The organism is Streptomyces sp. NBC_01635, from assembly GCF_045209715.1.
GTDB classification, from domain to species: Bacteria; Actinomycetota; Actinomycetes; order Streptomycetales; family Streptomycetaceae; genus Streptomyces; species Streptomyces hirsutus.
Map to the genome: position 1 here is coordinate 7,066,151 of NZ_CP109277.1, position 20,531 is coordinate 7,086,681.

At 67.8% G+C, this 20,531-nt stretch carries 15 protein-coding genes and 3 pseudogenes; 6 read left to right on the plus strand and 12 right to left on the minus strand.

Features of this window, described 5'->3' with window-relative positions:
- Window positions 1-14 precede the first annotated feature (14 nt).
- Window positions 15-1,196: a CoA transferase gene (locus OHB56_RS32790; RefSeq protein ID WP_326755486.1), complete on the minus strand. Its 1,182-nt coding sequence runs from the start codon at window positions 1,194-1,196 to the stop codon at window positions 15-17.
- Window positions 1,197-1,382: 186 nt separating this feature from the next.
- Between OHB56_RS32790 and OHB56_RS32795 the strand changes: the two genes are divergently transcribed.
- Window positions 1,383-2,267: a LysR family transcriptional regulator gene (locus tag OHB56_RS32795; protein WP_406357206.1), complete on the plus strand. Its 885-nt coding sequence runs from the start codon at window positions 1,383-1,385 to the stop codon at window positions 2,265-2,267.
- A 237-nt stretch (window positions 2,268-2,504) separates the two neighbouring features.
- Here the strand turns inward: OHB56_RS32795 and OHB56_RS32800 are convergent, their stop codons facing one another.
- From OHB56_RS32800 to OHB56_RS32810, 3 genes are all read right to left on the minus strand, one after another.
- Entirely contained in the window at window positions 2,505-3,215 is a 711-nt protein-coding gene (locus OHB56_RS32800) for an ATP-binding protein (RefSeq protein ID WP_326755488.1), read from the minus strand.
- Between the two features lie 847 nt (window positions 3,216-4,062).
- The gene (locus OHB56_RS32805; RefSeq protein WP_326755489.1) at window positions 4,063-5,022 is read right to left on the minus strand and encodes a dioxygenase; all 960 of its coding nucleotides are present in this window, start codon (window positions 5,020-5,022) and stop codon (window positions 4,063-4,065) included.
- A complete protein-coding gene (locus OHB56_RS32810) occupies window positions 5,019-6,071 on the minus strand; it encodes a maleylacetate reductase (RefSeq protein ID WP_326755490.1) in 1,053 nt (350 codons plus the stop codon). The genes OHB56_RS32805 and OHB56_RS32810 overlap by 4 nt, the downstream gene beginning before the upstream one ends.
- Before the next feature lie 331 nt (window positions 6,072-6,402).
- Between OHB56_RS32810 and OHB56_RS32815 the strand changes: the two genes are divergently transcribed.
- Together OHB56_RS32815 and OHB56_RS32820 are read left to right on the plus strand one after the other, a co-directional pair.
- Window positions 6,403-7,749 (plus strand): MFS transporter, encoded by a 1,347-nt coding sequence (locus tag OHB56_RS32815; protein ID WP_406357209.1) that lies wholly within the window; start codon window positions 6,403-6,405, stop codon window positions 7,747-7,749.
- 14 nt (window positions 7,750-7,763) lie between these two features.
- Window positions 7,764-9,311 carry a long-chain fatty acid--CoA ligase gene (locus OHB56_RS32820; protein WP_326755492.1) on the plus strand — a complete coding sequence of 516 codons (1,548 nt, stop codon included), beginning with the start codon at window positions 7,764-7,766 and terminating at the stop codon, window positions 9,309-9,311.
- A 69-nt stretch (window positions 9,312-9,380) separates the two neighbouring features.
- On the opposite strand, the gene OHB56_RS32825 is transcribed toward OHB56_RS32820, so the two are convergent.
- Window positions 9,381-9,842 carry a MaoC family dehydratase gene (locus OHB56_RS32825; RefSeq protein WP_326755493.1) on the minus strand — a complete coding sequence of 154 codons (462 nt, stop codon included), beginning with the start codon at window positions 9,840-9,842 and terminating at the stop codon, window positions 9,381-9,383.
- Between the two features lie 13 nt (window positions 9,843-9,855).
- Window positions 9,856-11,091, minus strand: coding sequence for an NAD(P)/FAD-dependent oxidoreductase (locus tag OHB56_RS32830; protein ID WP_055626780.1), 1,236 nt, complete (start codon window positions 11,089-11,091; stop codon window positions 9,856-9,858).
- Window positions 11,092-11,426: 335 nt separating this feature from the next.
- Between OHB56_RS32830 and OHB56_RS32835 the strand changes: the two genes are divergently transcribed.
- A complete protein-coding gene (locus OHB56_RS32835) occupies window positions 11,427-13,049 on the plus strand; it encodes a helix-turn-helix domain-containing protein (RefSeq protein ID WP_406357211.1) in 1,623 nt (540 codons plus the stop codon).
- Between the two features lie 31 nt (window positions 13,050-13,080).
- Here the strand turns inward: OHB56_RS32835 and OHB56_RS32840 are convergent, their stop codons facing one another.
- The 4 genes and pseudogenes from OHB56_RS32840 to OHB56_RS32855 form a co-directional block, all read right to left on the minus strand.
- Entirely contained in the window at window positions 13,081-13,341 is a 261-nt protein-coding gene (locus OHB56_RS32840; RefSeq protein WP_406357213.1) for a hypothetical protein, read from the minus strand.
- Window positions 13,342-13,477: 136 nt separating this feature from the next.
- Window positions 13,478-14,166 (minus strand): annotated as a pseudogene (locus OHB56_RS32845) (CoA transferase).
- Window positions 14,167-14,219: 53 nt separating this feature from the next.
- Window positions 14,220-14,312 (minus strand): CoA transferase, encoded by a 93-nt coding sequence (locus OHB56_RS32850; RefSeq protein WP_406359256.1) that lies wholly within the window; start codon window positions 14,310-14,312, stop codon window positions 14,220-14,222.
- 54 nt (window positions 14,313-14,366) lie between these two features.
- Window positions 14,367-15,074, minus strand: coding sequence for a nitroreductase (locus OHB56_RS32855; RefSeq protein WP_406357214.1), 708 nt, complete (start codon window positions 15,072-15,074; stop codon window positions 14,367-14,369).
- 173 nt (window positions 15,075-15,247) lie between these two features.
- On the opposite strand from OHB56_RS32855, the pseudogene OHB56_RS32860 reads away from it, so the two are divergent.
- Window positions 15,248-15,646 (plus strand): annotated as a pseudogene (locus tag OHB56_RS32860) (IS6 family transposase); the annotation flags it as partial.
- A 23-nt stretch (window positions 15,647-15,669) separates the two neighbouring features.
- Here the strand turns inward: OHB56_RS32860 and OHB56_RS32865 are convergent.
- Both OHB56_RS32865 and OHB56_RS32870 read right to left on the minus strand, forming a co-directional pair.
- A complete protein-coding gene (locus OHB56_RS32865; RefSeq protein WP_406357216.1) occupies window positions 15,670-16,071 on the minus strand; it encodes an SMI1/KNR4 family protein in 402 nt (133 codons plus the stop codon).
- 648 nt (window positions 16,072-16,719) lie between these two features.
- A pseudogene (locus tag OHB56_RS32870) lies at window positions 16,720-17,166 on the minus strand (rhomboid family intramembrane serine protease); the annotation flags it as partial.
- A gap of 161 nt (window positions 17,167-17,327) precedes the next feature.
- Here OHB56_RS32870 and OHB56_RS32875 point away from each other — a divergent pair.
- Window positions 17,328-18,464 carry a tyrosine-type recombinase/integrase gene (locus OHB56_RS32875; protein WP_406357218.1) on the plus strand — a complete coding sequence of 379 codons (1,137 nt, stop codon included), beginning with the start codon at window positions 17,328-17,330 and terminating at the stop codon, window positions 18,462-18,464.
- Window positions 18,465-20,531 lie beyond the last annotated feature (2,067 nt).

Consider the following 20,531-nt stretch of genomic DNA (forward strand, 5'->3'; position numbering starts at 1 on the left):
TTGCATCATCGCCCTCAGGCCGGCCTCGTCGATGCCCACGGCTTGTCTCCCGGGTCCAACGCAGCGGAGGTCAGCCCGAGCCACGCACGGACGGAGTCGTCGTGCTCGCCCAAGAGGGGCGGATGGGTGTGGTGCTCCCGGGCGCCGGCATACGGGTTGTCGTCGAAGCGCAAGGCCGGACCGGGCAGCTCGACCGGCCCGAGGGTGGGATGGTCGACCTCGACCAGCAGGCCCTGGGAACGGGTTTGGTCCCAGGCATAGACCTCGTCCAAGGTGCGTACCCGACCGGCGGGGACGCCCGCGTGCTCGAGCAGCTTCAGCCAGTGGTCGGCCGGCGCCCCCCGCAGCACGGTCTCCAACACTGCGGTCACGCGGTCGCGGTGCTGAACGCGCAACTGGTTGCTCGCAAAGCGCGGGTCCTCGACGAACAGATCCAGCACCTGGCACAGGCGCCGCCAGATCGCGTCGTTGCCGCAGGCGATTTGGATCGAGACATCGGCAGTGCGAAAGATGCCGTACGGCGCGATGGAGGGGTGGTGGTTCCCTTCCCCCGTGGGCACCTGACCGGCGACGGTGTACCGGGTGCCCTGGAAGGCGTGAGCGCCGACGATGCTCGAGAGCAGGCTGGCACGGACCACCCGACCGCGACCGGTGCGCTCGCGTTCGAAGAGGGCGGCCACGATTCCGTAGGCGCCGTTCATCCCCGCCAGCAGGTCACCGATCGGAACACCCACCTTCGTCGGCTCGCCGGCTGGGCCAGTGAGGCTCATCAGGCCCGCCTCGCCCTGGGCGATCTGGTCGTAGCCCGCACGCTGCCATTCGGGCCCGTCGTGCCCGAAACCGGTCAGCGAACAGATCACCAGCCGCGGGTTCAGTTCGCGCAGACGCTGCTCGCCGAACCCCAGCCGCTCCAGCACCCCCGGCCGGAAGTTCTCCACCAGCACGTCGGCGACCTGGAGCAGCGCCGTGAGGAACGACCGACCCTCCTCGGACTTGAGGTTCGCGGTCACCGACTCCTTGTTCCGGTTGCACGAGAGGAAATAGGTCGAGATGCCGTCGTCGCCGACGAACGGCGGGCCCCAGTGGCGGCTGTCGTCCCCATCGGGGCTCTCCACCTTGATCACCCGCGCCCCGAGATCCGCCAGCATCATCGTCGCCTGCGGCCCGGCGAGGGCTCGGCTCAGGTCGACGACCACTACTCCACTCAACGGCGCGATGTTGTGGGCCTGCGGCACGGCGACTCCCGAGAGTAGGTGGACAAGAACGCGGCGACGAGAATTTGCTAGGACGCCCTAGTAAGTCTTCGGCAGCGCCTATCCCATATGCCTTCGGCCCGAGGAGCAATGCCCAACCCTGCGGACTCACTCTGCAAGAATGCACGCGTGGCAGACCTGCGAACCGACGACCTACTGGTGCTGTTGGCCGTTGCCCGGCGCCGCACATTCAGCGCCGCCGCCCGAGACCTTCGGGTCGATCACACGACGGTGGCCCGGCGGGTACAAGCGCTCGAGGCTGCGATGGGCGGCCGACTGCTCGTCGAGGCGCCCGGTGGCTGGGAGCTGACCCCGTTGGGCGAGACCGCCTGCGAGGGCGCCCGGGCGGTCGAGGCCGCGGTCGCCTCCCTGAGCCGCGCCTCTCAAACCCGCGTGCTGCGGGGCCTGGTGCGCGTCACCGCCCCGGAGGTCTTCATGGCCGAGGTGGTGGCACCGGCCGCGGCGACGATCAGCAAAGCGCATCCGGACGTACACCTCGAGCTGATCTCGATGACCCGGACGACACCGACTCACGGCCCGAGCGCTGACCTCGACATCGGAGTCACTCGCTCGGTCTCGCCCCGTCTGCACACCACTCGGCTTGCCGACTACCAGCTGGGACTGTTCGCTTCCCGCTCCTACCTCGAAACCCGCGGCCCTCTGCACTCCCGCGACGATCTGCGCGGTCACCTGCCCGTCTACTACGTGGAGTCGATGCTTCAGGTCGCAGACCTCGATCTCGTCGACCGGTTCTTCCCGGGCCGGCCGGGACTCCTAGGAGCGACAAGCGTCGCGGCACAGGTGGCCCTGGTAACGGCTGGAGCTGGGGTAGGCCTTCTGCCCGTGTACTTCGCCCGACGACATCGCGACCTAGTACCAGTTCTCGAGAACGAGGCGGTTGCGAACCTCAGCTATTGGATGACCGGCCGCCACGCCAACTTGCGTCGCGCGGAAGTCGCCGCCGTCAGCGACGCCATTGTTCGTCAGGCAAGGGCAAACCTCGATGATGCCTGATGCCCACCCGGCCGTGCCACTCAGTAACGGTGACGAGGTCTCGGCGACGGTACGGCTCCGCTTCCGACTCACCTACGGCTGTGGAGCGGTGAGCCGCCCGACGAGTATGCCGAGCTCCCGAGGACCCTTCAGGGGGTGCACCAGACTCGGCACGCCCCGTCACCCTTTTGCCCGCAGACGGCCATGAAACCTGCCCAATGCCGTCCACCACCCGGGGTGCTCAGCTGGTCAACGGGCTCACCTCTGACCGGCTAGGGCTTGGGTGAGCCGGGCGGAATCGCCGCTGGTTCGGCAGACCTGGGTGTGGCGCAGCAGCCGGTCGACGGCGGCGGTGGCCAGGGTTTTGGACATCGGCTCGCCGGACCGGAGGGGGCAGGTTACTCGCGATCGAGCGCTTCTCATGGGCGGCGTCGTCCCATCGGCAGAATCCTTCGGCGGGTCGGTGGGCGACCGGGAGCAGCCCAAATCGTCCCCGACGGCCAAGTCGGCGCGCAGTACCCTGGCGATGGCCTTGGTAACGGTGTCGTCGGCACGGTGTCGGCGCAGCGCGTCGAGGTCTTCGAGGGCGAACCAGGCCGCCCTCAGCCCCTGTTCGACGACTTGCTGACCCAGCGCCTCGAACAGGGAGGTATTGCCGGTGCCGGAGGGTGCACAGCCGATCAGGTTCTCGCGGCGGTGGAGCCATTCCAGGGAGCGCAGCGCTGTCTGGGTGGGCAGCGGGGTCGAAGACGCGGTGGGGCCCCCAGTCGTCGAAGGTCTTCCGGGTCGGGAACCCGCCGGCAGCCCTTCGGGGCACCAGCGCGGAGCGATCCCGGCCGACGACCTCCTCGGCCGGCAGCGGATGCGTCGGTGCTGCGCCATGAGAACATCGCGCGAAAGTTCCTGGTTCAGCGAGACACCGGGACCACTGCCCGGGGTCGTGGCCCGCGTCGTGGTGTAGGGGATCAAGCGTTACGCGTTCCGGTACGGGGCCCCTGACGATCTCCGGAGAGGCGGCAGTCCACGAGGCTCCCTGTTGAAGCGAGTTGAACGCCCGGTCCGGCGGAGCCGCCGTCCCCGACCTGCGGATTCCGGCGCCTTGATCGGCTACACCACTCGGCGGGACGCCATCCTGCCCGGCCGGCCTGACCGGCGCTGGACTCAGTTCCTTCCTCCTGGCCGAGTGCGATCGCTGCGGCATGGGCGCGGCCAAGGGCCGAGTCGCCGAGTTCCGTGCGCTGTTGCGCTACCTGTTCTGCGCGGGCTCACCTCCACGCCGTTGGCGGCAACGATCCCGCCAGCGGCCGGCTGGCATAACACCGGCGTCCCGCCGACCGTCTCAGTCGACGGCGTCCAGGCGTTGTTGGACAGTTGCGGTCGTGGAGCGGGCATGCCGACGTGTCGGCATGCCCCTGGTGGGACCACACCTCTCCAGCACTGTCAACAGTCACGCCCCGGCCCGACAGATGCTGACCCGCGGGGTGTTGCTGACCGATATCAGCCAGGTGCTGCGGCACCGCGACCTGGCCATCACCGCGCTCGCGACAGCGAATTAATCGGCATAGTTCCGGAATCGCTCCAGGTTGATCCATGCCGACGTCGGCGCAGATCGACGAGCTCGGCTCCGCGCCGCTTGACGACACCGGCGCACAGCTTCGCGTCGACGACGGGCTCGGGCGACGCGAGCGCCGATCATTGCGGTCCACGACCGGTCGCCTGCACGAACGTCGAGTGGGACGGCGAGCAGCGCAGTTGTGTGGCGAACAGAGTCCGCCGCGTACACGCCGCGGAGATCTGACATCTTCACACTCCCGCGTCACACTCCTGCGGGTGCGAGGACGATGTCGAACCGGACGCGTGACCAGGTGCCGTCAATGACGCGTCCGTCGGGGGTCGGGGTGCCGGCAGCCTGGGGCTCGAACCTCTTGATCAGCGACTGCTTGACGCCGAAGACGGTGTCCTTCCACCCGATCGGGTCACCCTCGGGGAAGATGTGGGTCACCAGCGTGCGGGCGCCCTCGTGGCTGACCATGAAGTGCAGATGCGAGGCGCGCAGCGGGGAGCGGCCGACGGCGTCGAGCATCCTGCCGACCGGCCCGTCGTTGGGGATGGGGTACGGCGTCGGGGTGAGCCCCCAGAAGCGGTAGCTGCCGTCGGCCTCGGTGAACAGGTGCGCTCGCGCGGCCCGCTTCCCCGCGTCGTACTGCACGTCATACAGACCGGTCTCGTCGGCCTCCCACACCTCGATCCGCGCCCCGGCCAGCCGGTTGCCGTCGGTGTCGGTGACCGTGCCCTCGACCCAGCACGGCTCACCCGGTGCCTCGAATGCCATGTCCCCGCCGTTGTCGATGGCGGGGGAGTCCTCGACGAAGAACGGCCCGAACACCGTTGCCTCGGTGGCATCGGCATAGGCGGCGTTGTTGACGTTGATGGTCTGCATCGACGCACCCAGCGTGTCACTGAGGAGGATGAACTCCTGGCGCACGTCGTCGGTGATGTGCCCGGCCTTGGTGAGGAAGTCGATCGCGGTCCCCCACTCCTCTTCGGTCAACCGCACCTCGCGGATGAAGGAATGCAGGTGCTTGACGAGGGCGACCATCAACTCCTTCAGCCGCGGGTCCTCACACGCCTCGAAGGACGCCACCACATGGTCGACGAGCTGCTGCTCGACGGCCTGCTGCTCCGGGCTCACCTCTCGGAAGATCGTGCCGCGGGCATCCGCACCCGCAGTTCCGGGGTTCACCTGCGCGCGCTGTTTGGAAGCGGCGGTGGTCATAGCTCGGCTCCTTCCCAGGCCGCGCGCAGAAGCGCGGTCAGGTTCTCGTCGGTGACGGGGGTCGGGTTGTTGGCCGGGATCGCCGCCAGCACCGGGGCGACGGCCTTGGCGACGCCGTCCTCGGGCAGGCCGTAGTCCTTGAGCGCACGCGGCGCGTCCAGCCGCTCCCGCAGCGCGCGCAGCCCCTCGGTGGCGGTCGCAGATCCGAACGCCGCCGCGATACGCCGCTCCGCCTCCGGCGCGTTGGGTGCGTTGAACGCCAACACATACGGCAGCACGACCGCGTGAGTCTGGGCATGCGGGAGGTCGAACATCCCACCCAGGACGTGGCAGATCTTGTGGTGCATCCCGCTGCCTGCGGACGCGAACGCGACCGCCGCGAGGTAGGCACCATAGAGCGTCTGCTCGATCCCCTCCACACTCGCCGAGTCGGCCTTCACCCGCGGTAGCCCGGCCGCAAGGCCACGGATCGCCTCCTGCGCCATGGCCTGGTCGATCGGGTCCATCCGGGGGCCCCACATCGCGTCCACGCAGTGCGCGAGCGCGTTCAAACCACTCGCAACCGTCATGTCGCCCGGCAGCGTCGTGAGCAGCGTAGCGTCGTAGACGATAGAGGCCGGCAAGACCTTCGGGTCCACACCGGTCGTCTTCGTCTCACCGTCGGTCAGCCCCCACACGTTGGTGGCCTCGGATCCGGCGTACGTCGTCGGCACCGCCACGATCGGCAGGCCCGCAGTCAGCGCGACCGCCTTTGCGAGCCCCGTGGTCGATCCTCCACCGACCGACACGAGGACGTCCGCTTTGGCGGTGGCCGCGGCGTCACGCGCGCGGTCGGCCACCTGGACCGGAACATGCATCACGACCTCGTCGTGCCGAAGGGCGACCGGCAGTACCTCTGCGATCGGGTCGGCCAGCTTCTTTTCGCGGTCGGACGCGATCAGCATGACCTTCGAAGCGCCGAGCGCCTCGACTTCGGCCTTGACCGCAGTCGCCGCCTCACCGGAGGCGAAGGTGACGCGCTGGGGAAGGGACTCGTGAGTGAATTTCATGGATTCCACTCTCGCGATTATTGGACACAGGCGATGACACCGGCGAGGGTCCGACTCTCCGAATCCCTGCCGAATCCTTGGACGAAGCGTCCAGCCATGCTGCTTGCACGTGGTTCCATCGGAGAGCCAGCCGCCTGGCTGTATGTAATGGCCAATCCGCGAGGCAGCTTTCGTCCGGTCTGTACGTCGCTTCCCGCGAGTGCCTGCCCTCATTGTTGTCGTGCATCAGTTGTGACTGCCGTCACGCTGGCTGATTGTTTTAAGAGGGGACCCCTACATGGGAACAACCGCGGCTGTAAAGAGCCAGCGTCAGCAACTACGCCTGGCCGTCGTGTCCGGTTATCTGGGCACCACCATCGAGTACTACGACTTCCTGCTCTACGCCACGGCGTCGGCACTGGTCTTCGATAAAGTCTTCTTCTCAGACCTGAGCCCCGCACTGGCGACGATCGCAAGTCTGGGCACGCTGGCGGCGGGTTATATCGCCCGGCCGCTGGGCGGCGTGATCTTCGGCCACTTCGGTGACCGAGTCAGCCGCAAGCGCATGCTGGTCCTGAGCATGACGATTATGGGTGTGGCCAGCACGCTCATCGGCCTGCTCCCGACCTATGCATCGATCGGCGCGTGGGCCCCGGTGCTGTTGGTCTTCATGCGCGTGATCCAGGGCATCGCCGTTGGCGGCGAGTGGGGCGGCGCCGTTCTGATGGCGGCCGAGCATGCCACCTCCCGCCGCGGCCTCTGGGCCAGCTTCGGTAACGCCGGAGCTCCGAGCGGCATGGTGCTGTCGACCGCGATCCTGACGCTGTGCTCGGGGGCGATGAGCAATGCCGAGTTCATCAGCTGGGGGTGGCGCATCCCGTTCCTGTTCAGCGCGGTGCTGCTGGTGATCGGCCTGGTCGTGCGGCTGCGGCTCGATGAGCCGCCTGCGTTCACCGGCGCCGTCAAGTCGGCCCCGTCCCGTCTGCCGTTGCTGGACGTACTGCGGCACCACCCGAAGAACCTCGCCCTCTCGATCGGTATGGGGGTCGGCTACTTCGTCTCCCAGGCCACTCTGACGACGTTCGTCATCGCCTACGCCGTCAACCACGGGTTCGAGCGGCAGACCGTGCTCAATGCACTGACGACGTCGTCAGTGGTCGCCGTGATCGCCACTCTCATCGCCGGCGGGCTCTCGGACCGCTTCGGTCGCCGCGCCCTCGTCGCCGCCGGCGCCGGCTCACTGGCCATCTGGTCCTTTGTTCTGTTCCCGCTCATCGACAGCGGCTCGACTGCCCTCCTCGTGCTGGCGGTCGTCGTCGGTCAGGGAATTCTCCTGTCGTGCTGGTTCGGCCCGCTGGCGGCGTTGTACGCCGAGCTCTTCCCGACGCGGTACCGGTACACCGGCGCCTCGCTCGGGTTCCAGGTCTCGGCCATCGGCGGCGGCCTCGCCCCCGGCGTTTTCGCCTCTGTCGTTTCCTTCAGTGGCGGCCCGCTGATGGTCTCGATCATCATGGCGGTGCTTTGCCTGATCTCGATCGGCTGCGTCCTGGCGCTGCGAGAGACGTCGCGACTGAGCCTCGACGACCTGCACACCCCGGCGACCGATGCAGCATCCGCCTCCGATCCCCTTCCGGCGCCGCCGGGTCTCGCCGGCGACGCCCAGGCCGAAGCCATCCTTCGCCGCGAGGTCCAGCAGTGACTCGGGACATCACCATGCATGCAGACATCAACCCCGCCACGTCGGTCAGCAGGAACGCGAAGTACTTCCGTGACTCGAGCGCGCTCATCTACGCCGGCGGCAACCTCACCTACGGAGAGCTCGAGGACCGCGCAGCGCGCGCTGCGTCCGTGTTCGCCGAGCACGGGATCGCGGCCGGCGACCGCGTCGCCTACCTCGGCATGAACAGCTCCGCCTACATCGTCACGATGCTCGCATCGATGCGCCTCGGAGCGATCTATGTCCCGTTGAACTTCCGGCTCACGGCCCCCGAGCTCCGGTCAGCCCTCCAGCACAGCGGTGCCACGGTTCTGGTCGGCGAAGGCGCGTACGTCGACGCGATCGATGAAATCAAGGACCAGACGGCGCTGAAGGCACTCCTGCTCGTCGATGACGATCCGGAGGCGCCTGCGCAGGCGGGCCGGCGCCGATGGGAGAGTTGGAGTGAGCTGACCAAGGCGGCGACCGCCTGGGGGCCCGCGATCTCGCGGGATTTCGACGATCCGGCTGTCATCCTCTTCAGCAGCGGGTCGACCGGGCGACCGAAGGGCATTGTCCTGACCCACGGAAATCTGTGGTGGAACTCGCTCAACACCGATCTCCGAATGGACACCCAGCGTCGCGACGTCACGCTCGCGGGCGCCCCGCTGTTCCACATCGGCGCGCTCAACAGCTTCACGCTGCGGTCGCTGGTCCGGGGCGGGACGGTCCTCATCCGACGCCGCTTCGACCCGGTCGACTTCCTCGACGATATCGAGAGCTACCAGGTCAAGACGACGTTCGCGGTGCCGACGATGCTTGACGCGCTCGAGGCGGTGCCGGACGCGTGGTCCCGCCTGTCAGGTCTGCGGACTCTCGTCGTCTCCGGCGCGCCGGTGCCACCCGAGCAGATCAGGCGGTTCGCCGAACGCGGGGTGCCGATCCAGCAGGCGTGGGGCGCCACGGAGTTCGCTCCGACGGCTACCCACATGCCCGTGGAGGCCACGCTCGACAAGCCCGGCTCGGCGGGTGTTCCCATGCCCTACACCGAGGTACGCGTCGTCGACCCCGCAACCGGAGAGTTCGTCGAGCCCGGGACGCCGGGCGAACTGGTCGTACGCGGGCCGAACGTCACCCCTGGATACTGGGAGGACTCCGTCGCGACCGCGGCCGTGTTCGACGACGAGGGCTGGTTCCACTCGGGCGACATCGGCTATGAGGACGAGGACGGCTACTTCTTCATCATCGACCGCATCAAGGACGTCATCATCACCGGCGGCGAGAACGTCTACCCAGCAGAGGTGGAGCGCGTGCTCCGCGCAGTGCCGGGCGTCAGCGACGTGGCGGTGGTGGGGATGCCCGACAGGGAGTGGGGCGAGACGGTCGTTGCGGTCTGCTGCCCGACCGAAGGAGCCGAGGTCACCCTGGAGCGGGTTCGCGAGTACGCAGGCACCCAGATCGCCCGCTACAAACTGCCGCGACGGCTGGAGATCGTTGCGACGATGCCGCGGAATGCGACTGGGAAGCTCGACAAGCCCGGGATCCGGGCACTGCTGCACAAGTGACGAATGAACGAGGGGGTCGGTGCCGGAACCGGCACCGACCCCCTCGTGGTCTGCCTGGGGCAGTGTCGCTCACGCCTCGCCGTAGTAGCGCATCAGCATGTCGGCGGCACACGCCGGACGGGCGAAGCCATCGCCCTCGACCACACACCGCCATACGGCGTCGACCGCGTCCGCCGTCGGCTCCCGCAGCTCCGCGAGGTCGACGACGAGGCGTAGCTTCGACCCGGACGGCACTGCCTCGGGGAAGCGGACCTTCTCGAAGCCGTAGGCGAGGATCAGTCGGGTCCGGTCCACCCGGAAGATCTGCTGCAGCAACCCGCCGATGATGGCCAGCGAGTGGCCCCCGTGAGCGATCGTGCTGCCGAACGGCGAGCTCGCCGCACGCTCGGGATCGGTGTGGACCCAGTTGTGGTCGTAGCTGAGGTCAGCGAAAGTGTTGATCGCAGCCTGGTCGATCGTGACCCAGGCACTCTCGCCGATTCGCTCCCCGACGAGGGAGCGCAGTCCATCAAGGCCGTCGATGTGTCGCATCCGTGTGTCCTTGTCAGAAGCGGGAGCGCTGGCTGACGGGTGCGGTCGGGCCCATCGGGGCACGGTCCAGCCACCTGCCGGCGCGCTCGTAATGCGGTGCGATGAGAGCGGCCATCCGCTGCTTGGTGCGGTTCCAGAGGCCGCGGCCTTCCATGTGGACCAGGGCGGCCGCGGCCGCATCGCGGTTGGCAAAGCCGGCGTCTCGTCGCTCGGTCGCGATGGCGTCGATGATCTCGGCGGACTTTGCCGTGTCGCCAGCCGCCAGGGCATCGGCGATCGCCTCGATCTCGAAGATGGCGTCCGGGATGCCCGAGTTCAGGCCCCGACCGCCGCCGAATGGCGGGAAGAGGTGCGCCGCTTCCCCCGCGAGCAGCACCCGCGAGTTGGCGTCGGTGAAGGCCGAGGCCACCGAGTGGTTGAAGCGGTAGGTCGAGGACCACATCTGGCCGTCGGCGTACCCGGGCCCGGCGACCGCGGTGATCCACTGACTCAAGCCCGGTTCGGACGAGAATGCCTCGACGTTGTCCCCGGGGTTGCACTCAAGATCAAAGCGCCAGCCACCGCCGAAGGGGACCACGAGGACGTTGCGTCCGCCGACTGCGGGGTGGCGGTAGTGGAAGGTGCGGGTCAGCGACATCGGGTTGTCCGGGACATCCCTGACGTCGACGATGATGAAGCTCGATTCCGAGCGTCCGCCGTCCATGGTGATGCCGAGTGCCTTGCGGACGGTCGATCGGGCTCCGTCCGCAGCCAGGACGTAGGAGGCGCGGACCAGCGATCCATCCGCGAGGGTCAGGGTGACGCCTTCGGTATCCGTGGCCAGATCCGTGAGGCCGTTGCCCCAGCGGAACTCGACGCCTTCGCGTCGGCAGCGGTCCAGGAGCACGACCTCCTGGTCCTTCTGCGAAAGGCTGATGCCGAAGCGTCCCGGTTTCGCCGCCGGGAAGCGGCGGTAATAAACCTCGCGACCGGCGTAGGTGGTCCGCAGGTCCAGCCATGAGCGGCTCTGCTGGATGAGGGGCTCGGTCACACCGGGCGCGATCTGCTCGAGCAGGTCCAGGGACTCACGGAAGATGAACGTGGCTCGGCTTCCGGGTCGGATGCGGTCCTCGGGCTCCGCTTCGACCACTACCACCGGGAGGTCGTGATGGCGGGCGGCGAGCGCGGCGACCAGGCCCACTGGGCCGGCTCCCACCACGACGAGCGGAAGGACCTCAGGTACAGCAGCGGGTGAGGTGGCGTCATTCATACCCCAACCTTGCGGCCTCGAGGCCCGACCGCACTATGTTCGATCCGACCGGCAAATGAGCCGATCCTCGTGTGTTTCGTCCGACGCCCAGTCGGTCAAACAGCGCGCGATTCCCCACTCGCGGCTACTGCCTCACCGAGCGCCTGCCCACGCCGAGCTGCATGTGGTCCCGCACGCCGGGCACCGGATCCAAGCCGCGAAGGCGGAGCGGTCCGCCGAGCTGGCGCCGGCGGTTCCCGGCCCAGTAGGCCAACACGGAGCAGGCATCCGGGATTCGGATCTCCCGCTTCGGTTGGTTCAGACCAAGGATCTGCACCTTGTCGTATTCTCCATACATGCCGACATCTGAGTTGTCCGCGGCCGATGTCCTCATCGCTGTACGCGATATCGCCGAGACGACGACCGCCCGGGAAGTGCCCGCGTCCGCTCTCGTTGCGGCTCGCTCCATGCTCGGCGTCGACGCTGCAGTCTGGATGGATGTCGAGGGCGACGAAGTCACCATCCAGGCCGTCTCCGGTTTCCTTCAGCCCGAGACCCACCGAAGTCTGCGGATGAGTGCCCACGAGGGACTCATCGGCATGGTGCTCACACAGGGCGAGCCCGTGGCCCTGCTGGACTACCTCCGCGAGACGTCCACTCCTCCTTCCCGGCGTGAGCTCCTCAGGCGCGAAGGCGTCGTCTCGGCAGCCGGCGTACCTATCCCCGGCGAGGGCAGCCGCGGTGTCGTGGTCCTCATTTCCCGCACGGCACGCGAGTTCGCGGAGGCGGAGTTGCGGATGGCCATCGGCGTTGCCGGCATCGCCCAGCAGCTCAGGGACCTGCGCGCCGAGGCTGAGCGAGCTGCGGCGGCAACTCGGTTCCACCGGGCGGTCGACGCACTCTCGTTGGCCCTCCTGCGCGGCCAGTCTGCTGACGTCGCATTGGAGGGTACTTCGGACATCCTCGGCCCGCGCGTGCGGGTGGCCGGGCTTCCGACACCCGGGCCGGCGAAACACGCTTCCGACATCTCCGAGGACGCCACGAAACCTCCCCTCCTGCATGTTCCCATCCCCGGCGCTGAACAGGCGCAGCTCGCCGCAGAAGGCGGGCTCCCCGAGTCGGCGCTGCGGACCCTTGCACAGGTCGTCGGTCTCGACTTCGCCCGTCAGCGCGCCTCGATGGAGACCGAGATCCGGCTCACCGACCAGTTCGTCCACAGCCTCCTCACCGCAGACACCGACGAGCTCAGCCGGCTTTGGAGCCGCTCCGCACTGTTGGGTATGGACATGAAGGTCCCTCGGGCGGTGATCAGCATCAGCGCCAAGGAGCCCATCGGTCGCCCCTTGCTGGACCGGATCGTGCGCGAGATGCGGTCGCGGACCTTCAGTGGGCAGGCGACGACGTACAAGGGCGCGGCGTTCCTGCTCTGGCCGGTGTCCGATCAGGACGCGGAAAGGAAGCTTCCTGCGCAGATCAACGAGTTGCTGGTCGCATGTCGACCCAACCAGGTGAAGGCAGGACTTGGTCCCGTCTGCCGGGGCGCGGACGACTACCCGGCGGCCGTGAAGGAGGCGATCTTCGCCCGGCAAGTGGCTGCGTTCTCGAGCAGCGGTCGCAACCTGGTCGCCAGCAAGGATCTGGGCATGTACCGCCTGTTCGCCCACATAGGCGGCGTCGAGGCACTTCGCGGCACGGTGCGCGAGACCCTCGGCCCGTTGCTCGAAGCCGATGCAGCCAGCGGGTCGGACCTGACCCACACCCTTCGCGTCTACCTGGAGCGTGACCGACGCATCGCCGATACCGCGCGGGCGCTCCAGGTCCACGTGAATACGCTGCGCTACCGCATCGAGCGGATCGGTAAGCTGCTCAAGGTCGACCTCGACGATCCCGAGGCGCGCTTCTTCGTCACTCTGGCCCTGCGGCTCTTCCCTGTCGTGGAGGAGGACGCAGCCCGCGCCCACCTCCTCGACAAGGGATGAACCAACGGAGGGACCGACGATGCCCGCGGCCTCAGACGGTGAACTTGACGTTGATCCGCTTGGTCTGGGTGAAGCCTTCGATGGCGCCCTCGATCGCGAACACCCGTCCGATGCCAGAGTCCTTGCACTCGCCCCAGGGCTGGCCAACGACCTGCCCGCCGCCCTGGGTGACCTGGACCCAACCGGACTCGACGCGGCGTGCGGTGGTGATGGCCTCGTGCTTCTCACGCCGCGGGATGACCGCAAGCACCGAAGCGAAGACCCCACGCGCAACGCGCCAGGAATTCTCCACGCCGGCGAGGATCGTGGGCGCCTGGAAGAAGCCCTCAAGGCCTCTGGTCCCACTCGTACACCTCGCCGAGGTGCGCACGAGACCGGCCGGTATGCCGACCTGCTCAAAGAACTCGAGCCAGTGCGCGGGCGGCGCTTCACGAAGCTTGGGCGTTGAGCAGCTTGATGATCTGGGCACGGTGAGTGACGCGGTCACAGTTGGTGACGAAGTGGGGATCCTGCGCGTCGGTCCCAACCACCTCGCACAGACAGTGCCACAGCGAGTCGTTGCCGCACGCGATCTGCAGCAGTGAGTCACCGTTCTCGAAGAGCCATAGGGCGCAATCGACGGATGGCGATTGCCCTCGCCTACCGGGACCTGCCCGGCCACGGTGTAATGAGCGCCTGGTAGGAGTGGACGCCGACGATGCTGGCCTGCAGGCTCGCGCGCACTGTCCGGGCCCGACCGTTCGAGCTCGTTCGAAGAGCGCGGCGAGGATGCCGAGGGCTCCGTTCATGTCGATGAACAGGTCGCTGATCGAGACGCGGAGCTTGGTCGGCTCACCGCGGGGGCCGGTGATGCTCACCAGCCCGGTCTCGTCCTGGGCGCTCTGGTCGTAGCCGACCCGCTGGCTCTCCGGACCGTCGTGCCCGAATCCGGTGAGCGAGCAGTCATCAGCTCGGGGTTGAGCGCACGCAACCGCTCCTCACTGAATCCGAGCTGAGGGAGGACCCCTGGACGGAAGTTCTCGATGAGAAGATCTGCGACGCGAACCAGCGCCTCCAGGAAATGTCTCCCGTCTTCGCTCTTGAGGTCGGCGGTGACCGACTCCTGTTGCGGTTGCACGACAGGTAGTGGGCGGCGATCGGGTCATCGGCGTTGCCGATGAAGGGTGGGCCTCAACGCCGGGAGTCGTCGCCCTCGGGGCGTTCGACCTTGATCACGCGTGCCCCGAGGTCGGCAAGTATCACCATCGCCTGCGGCCCGGCCAGGCCCGGCTCAGGTCGACGACGACCCCCTCAAGCGGCACCGCATGCGCGGTCACGTCATTCGTTGACCCACGTGACGACTTCGGAGAGGTCGGCGCGGTCGGTGCGGAACGAGTTGGCCGGATGGTCCCGGTCGGGGTAGCCGAACGAGATGCCGCAAACAACCTGGCGGGTGTCTGGGATGCCCAAGTGGTCGTGGATGAAGTCGGCGTATTCCCCCAACGCCCCCTGGGCGATCGACGCGACACCGAGGGAAGCCGCGGCGGTCATGAAGTTGGCGACATACCCTCCGCAGTCGACAGCACTGTAGGGACCGAGCGCTTCCTCGCAGGTAATGACCGCGAGGTGCGGAGCGTCGAAGAAGACGAAGTTGCGTCCGGTCTGACGGGCGTAGCCCACTTTGTCGCCGCGCTCTACGCCGACGGCGTTGTAGAGGCCGAAGCCGCAGGCGCGGCGACGCTCCAGATAGACACCGGCATACTCACGGGGGCCCGGGATGTCGCGGCGGTGCTCGGCGCCGGTGGCGGCGTGCTCCGATAGTGCTTTACGGAAGCGCTCGGTACCTTCGCCGGAGGTGAGATGTACCCCCCACGACTGCATGTTGTTCCACGAGGCGGTCTTCTGGGCGGTAGTCAGGATCTTCCGGATCGTCTCCTCGGGTACTGGCTGAGGCAGGAAAGCCCGGCAGCTGTACCGCTCCGACATGAGTCGATCGAGGGCCTGGTGGTCAAGGGTGTCCGCAATGACAGGGCTCTGGTTTGGCACCTCTCGACTATGCGATACCGATCACAACCGAAACGACGGCTGGAACGTACGAAACTCAATCGAACTGTTGGACAGGGCATCCAGGGTGGAGCGCTGCGGCATTGTCAGGTTGATTGCGGGCTTGCCGGTACGGTGATCTTCGGGTTGGCCCGCCGGGTCCGGGGAGGGGCCGTATGGAGGCCGCGCCGCCGTCGTACAAGGGCTTCCGGTACCCGGCGGAGATCATCGCGCACGCGGTGTGGCTGTACCACCGCTTCCCACTCTCCTTCCGCGAGGTCGAGGAGCTGCTGCTCGCCCGCGGCGTGATCGTCTCCCACGAGACGGTCCGGCAATGGTGCGCCCGGTTCGGGCCCGAGTACGCCGCCGGGCTGCGCTGCCGCCGGCCGCGGGCCGACGACGAGCGGCACCTCGACGAGGTCTTCGCGAAGATCAACGGGGTGCGGCACTACCTGTGGCGCGCGGTCGATCAGGACGGAAACGTGCTGGACATCCTCGTGCGGTTCCGGCGCGACGCGGCGGCCGCGAGGCGGTTCCCGGCCAAGCCGATGAAGAAGCAATGCCGGGGGATCAGGCGCAAATTCCGTGAGGACGCCTGTCAGGAGGGCGAGGGCTCAGAGTCGTCCCCTTTCCATCCGGTTTCGGGGAACTGCTCAAGCAGGGCAGAGAGGGAAGTTGCCTGGTGGATGGCGGACGACCAGTCCTGAGCGGAGACGTCGAGCAGGACCAGAAGCGGGGGTTCCTGCCGAAAGTCGTAGGTGAGCATTTCGCGGCTTCCGTCCCCGCCGACGACGACGCTCCCGGGGAAGCGTTTCTGGAAGTCGCCGGCCTCATTGACTTCGATGAGCTCCGCAATGGCATTGATCATCAGGAAGTCGTCCGCAGGGGGAACGAACCGGGCCATGCTCCCCTCCGTGGCCAGGAAGCGGCGGTAGTCCTCGGGAAATCGGACTCCGAAGCGGCGCTCCGCCTGCGCGATCTGGGCGTCGTTCGAACTCATGAGGCCGTTCTCTCAAGGCCGGTCATGCCTGGTGGCGGTGGCTGCCTCGAGCTGCGGTGCACAGGACCCGCTTCCGGGGGAGGGGAAGTTTCGCTCGTCCGAAAATCTGGCGTTTGATCATCTTGATGTGGTTGACCCGTCCTTCCACCGGACCGGAGTTCCAGCAAGTGGTCAGGCTCTGGACGACGGCCTCCCAGTCCTTTCCATTCGGTGAGGCACTCATCGGGGCCCGAGGACCATTCGCCAAGACGGACGACCGGCCTGGTCGAGGTAGGAGAATGATGCGGAGTATCGCCGGTTTGGCTGACCGGGGAACTCCGGCTATGTTCCGCGCCGCCTCGTGATGTGACATCTTCGACGGGGGGTGCTCGGGGGCCCCGTCGGACTTGGCTGTGAGCCCCTAGGGGCCTCCACTCCGAGCCGTGAGGGATGGGCTCGGTGTGACTCCTGTGGGGCGCTTCTTGCCTGGCGGGGCGTCAGGAAAGTCGGCAATGGGTCAGCATGAGTCCTGCCAGAGGCTCGAAGATCTGGCAAAACATGCAAGTGGTTGAATCGATCAACGATCGACGGTCGGCTCGGTAACGCACATGTTGCTTACGCAAAATTCTTCAGGTTTCTCTTGCGCTGCCCGGCTCCTGGTGTGTGGTCCTACCAGTCCCGTCGCGCCTGGCGGCCGAAGAGGATGCCGCCCGGTTCGGGCGGTGGGGGAGTGCCCGGCTTGAGGGGCCAGGCGAGCAGCATGCCCACGACGAAGCCGACCACGTGGGCCGCGTACGCCACCGCCCCGGCGCTGGAGACACCTCCGCCCGAGGAGTACACCGCCTGCAGCACGAACCACAGGCCCAGCACGGTCCAGGCCGGCAGCCGCAGCGGCAGGAAGATCAGGAAGGGGACGAGGACCCAGACCCGGGCCCTCGGGTAGAGGACCAGGTAGGCGCCGAGGACGCCGGCGATGGCGCCCGAGGCGCCGATCAGGGGAGTGGTGGCGTTGGGGTTCGTGAGTGCGAATCCGTATGCGGCCGCGTACCCGCAGACCAGGTAGAACAGCAGGTACCGCACATGTCCCATCCGGTCCTCGACGTTGTTGCCGAAGATCTAAAGGATGGACATCAGTGCAGGTCATGGGCATGATTGCTGAGCCCCAGGTCAGCAAATAGCCAGCAAGCGGCGAGCGGGAGACCCCGCCATGCCGACCGCGGGGCGCGTCAGCAGGACCAGGTCCGCTGGTCCACCCGTCCTCCGGAAGGCGTCACTCCTTGGCTCGTCAGCTCGCCCGCGGCATGGGCTCCTTCTCCAAGCCCTGTGACTGCCCCAAGCCCAGCCGTTGCCCGCACGCCTACACCATCCGGTTTCGCGACGCTCGGGGAAAACAGCGAGAGGAAACCGGGTACCGGACCCAGGACGCGGCGGTCGAAAGGCTGACGGAGCTGTACGCCGACCGGAAGAAGATGTCTCCCTCGGTGGCGGAGGCGCGACGGGAACTGGGGCATCAGACGATAGAGGAGTACGCCCGGACGTGGTTGCCCCGGCAGCGCCAGATGACCGAGTACTCGACCGCGAAAAACCTGGCGAGCCATTTCAAGGTACAGATCAACCCGGTGATCGGATCGCGGAAGCTGAATGCGGTGACACCGACCGTGGTGGAGGATTTTCTCGATCACTTGGAGGCGGAGGGGGTGGGCCGTGGACACCAGTTGAACGTCTACCGGGCCCTGTCGGCTCTCCTCCGGGATGCGTTTGAGAAGGGGGCCATTGCTGATAACCCTCTGCGCGGAGTGCAGAAACCCGAGTACGCCCCACAGCGGGTAGCCATCCCTGACGTCGAGTACATCGCCAGAGCGATCCAGGTGGCGGACTACAAGTTGGCGCTGGAGATAGTCCTGATGGTCGGCTGCGGGCTCCGCAACGGCGAGGCGCGTGCGGTGAACGCGAACAACATCGTCGCGGACGACGTGTACCGGGTGACCGAGCAGGTGCACTCCAGCACACACCAGTTGGCGAAGCTCAAACACCGCAAGGAAGGCGAGTTCCGGGAGGTGCCCCTGCCGCGTACGGTCAAGGACGCCATCGAACGATTCGCGGAAGAGCACGGGACCACGGAGGACGGTTACCTCTTGAGGGGGCCGAAAGGGCCCTTCAGCGAACCGAACGAGCGATACCGGGTGTCGAAGCTGTTCAAGGCCCTCCCGCCGGCGGAAGGCGTCGGAATGTACAGCTTCCGGCACTTCTTTGCGTCCAACTCGCTGAGCCACGGCATTCCCATCACGGACGTGGCGGAGTGGATGGGGCACACGTCGATCCAGGTCACCTACCGCACGTACAGGCACCTCATGCCCGGAAGCATCACCAAGGCGGCGACGATCTTGGACGAACAGTTGCGAGCTGTCGTGTGAGGGTTGGAAGCCGGCGCCCGAAGCGGTAGCGGGATACCGGCAGGACCGACGGCCCGCCCCCAGCCCCTCCCTGCCAGCCTTGGGTGAGATATCCCGTGTCGGCGGGGAGGGCGAGTGGGAAAGAGCCGCACCCTGATCCATCGGCGGAACACCCTGCGTCGGTGGGGAGGACCTCGCTCAGCTCCTCGACCTTGACGTCGAGGACGGATCACCCCCGCGTCGGCGGGGAGGACTTCGAAACGGGCGTGTCCAGCACCGGCGACTACGGAACACCCCGCGTCGGCGGGGAGGACAGCGCGGCGGCCAGGGGCACGAACGCGAACACCGGAACACCCCCGCGTCGGCGGGGAAGACCTCGCGCACACGGCGCCAACTTTTGTACGGTGCGGAACACCCCCGCGTCGGCGGGGAAGACGTCACGCCCGTACGACGCGGTACAGGTCGGGGACGGATCACCCCCGCGTCGGCGGGGAGGACGACGGCAGCGACTTCACGCTCACGATCAGCGACGGAACACCCCCGCGTCGGCCGGGAGGACCGGACGCCCGTCATGAAGCCGTCGACCATGGGCGGAACACCCCCGCGTCGGCGGGGAGGACCTGGCCGGGCTGGTGTCGAACGGGCAGGCCGACGGAACACTCCTGCGTCGGCGGGGAGGACGGGACGTCGAGCTGCATCCCCTTCATCATCATCGGAACACCCCCGCCTCGGCGGGGAGGACTGCTGCCACTGTTCAGCGAGCAGGGCGCGCAGCGGAGCACCCCCGCGTCGGCGGGGAAGACTCATCCGTCTCCGCCCCGAACAGCAGCCCCATCGGAACACCCCCGCGTCGGCGGGGAGGACAGAAGAAGGCATGGGCCTGTTTCCTCCGTGGGCGGAGCACCCCCGCGTCGGCGGGGAAGACGTCCTGGAGTGGACCCTGCCCCACCCGATCAACGGAACACCCCCGCGTCAGCGGGGAAGACCACAGCACCGCGGCGGTCACGGAGTGCTCGGGCGGAACACCCCCGCGTCGGCGGGGAAGACCACACCCTCACCCAGGCCGGCATCCAGATGAGCGGAACACCCCCGCGTCGGCGGGGAGGAGCTGTGGTTCCACCGCGACGGCGGACGCATCACCGGAATACCCCCGCGTCGGCGGGGAAGGCCTTCGTCAACACGATCGACCCGCAGGGCGCGCCCGGAACGCCCCCGCGTCGGCGGGGAAGACTCACGGCGTGTCCAAGGCGAGTTGGCCGGCCGCGGAACACCCCCGCGTCGGCGGGGAGGACGGCGGGCTCAGCCTGGACCCGAAGCGCACCGTCGGAACACCCCCGCATCGGCGGGGAGGACCCAAGAAGGGAGCTGGCGACCATCGTCTGCCCCGGAACACCCCCGCGTCGGCGGGGAGGACTTGATCACGACGGAACTCGGGTTACCGATCACCGGAACACCCCCGCATCGGCGGGGAGGACGATGCCTGGTACCTGCTCACCGACGACCCGGCCGGAACACCCCCGCGTCGGCGGGGAAGACGAGCGGACGCTGAACCTGGACCTGATCGGGGACGGAACACCCCCGCGTTGGCGGGGAGGACGTCGGCGGGGTGTACTTCGGCTTGGGCGCCGGCGGAACACCCCCGCGTCGGCGGGGAGGACGGCCTGTCGTTCTCCTCGGGCAGCAGGCCCGGCGGAGCACCCCCGCGTCGGCGGGGAGGACGCGGACGGCAGAGCCGGGAAGTAGGCGGCCCACGGAACACCCCCGCGTCGGTGGGGAAGACAAAGCCGAGGTGCTTCGCCGCGGTCGAGGACGTCGGAGCACCCCCGCGTCGGCGGGGAGGACCTGGCCGGGCTGGTGTCGAACGGGCAGGCCGACGGAGCACACCCGCGTCGGCGGGGAGGACTGCCGCCACGCCCGCTCCCACTCGGTGCGCTGCGGAGCACCCCCGCGTCGGCGGGGAGAACTGGACGAACCGGGAAGGGTGGGCGGTGAGCGTCGGAGCACCCCCGCGTCGGCGGAGAGGACACGCCCTCGACCATGCGGCCGTTGATGAACGTCGGAACACCCCCGCGTCGGCGGGGAAGACAC

What these genes read in the sequence shown, in the direction of transcription:
- OHB56_RS32820 (WP_326755492.1), top strand. Translation starts at nt 7,764, where the DNA reads ATGCATGCAGACATCAACCCCGCCACGTCGGTCAGCAGGAACGCGAAG.
- OHB56_RS32805 (WP_326755489.1), bottom strand. Translation starts at nt 5,022, where the DNA reads ATGACCACCGCCGCTTCCAAACAGCGCGCGCAGGTGAACCCCGGAACT.
- OHB56_RS32835 (WP_406357211.1), top strand. Translation starts at nt 11,427, where the DNA reads ATGCCGACATCTGAGTTGTCCGCGGCCGATGTCCTCATCGCTGTACGC.
- OHB56_RS32830 (WP_055626780.1), bottom strand. Translation starts at nt 11,091, where the DNA reads ATGAATGACGCCACCTCACCCGCTGCTGTACCTGAGGTCCTTCCGCTC.
- OHB56_RS32825 (WP_326755493.1), bottom strand. Translation starts at nt 9,842, where the DNA reads ATGCGACACATCGACGGCCTTGATGGACTGCGCTCCCTCGTCGGGGAG.
- OHB56_RS32810 (WP_326755490.1), bottom strand. Translation starts at nt 6,071, where the DNA reads ATGAAATTCACTCACGAGTCCCTTCCCCAGCGCGTCACCTTCGCCTCC.
- OHB56_RS32865 (WP_406357216.1), bottom strand. Translation starts at nt 16,071, where the DNA reads ATGAGTTCGAACGACGCCCAGATCGCGCAGGCGGAGCGCCGCTTCGGA.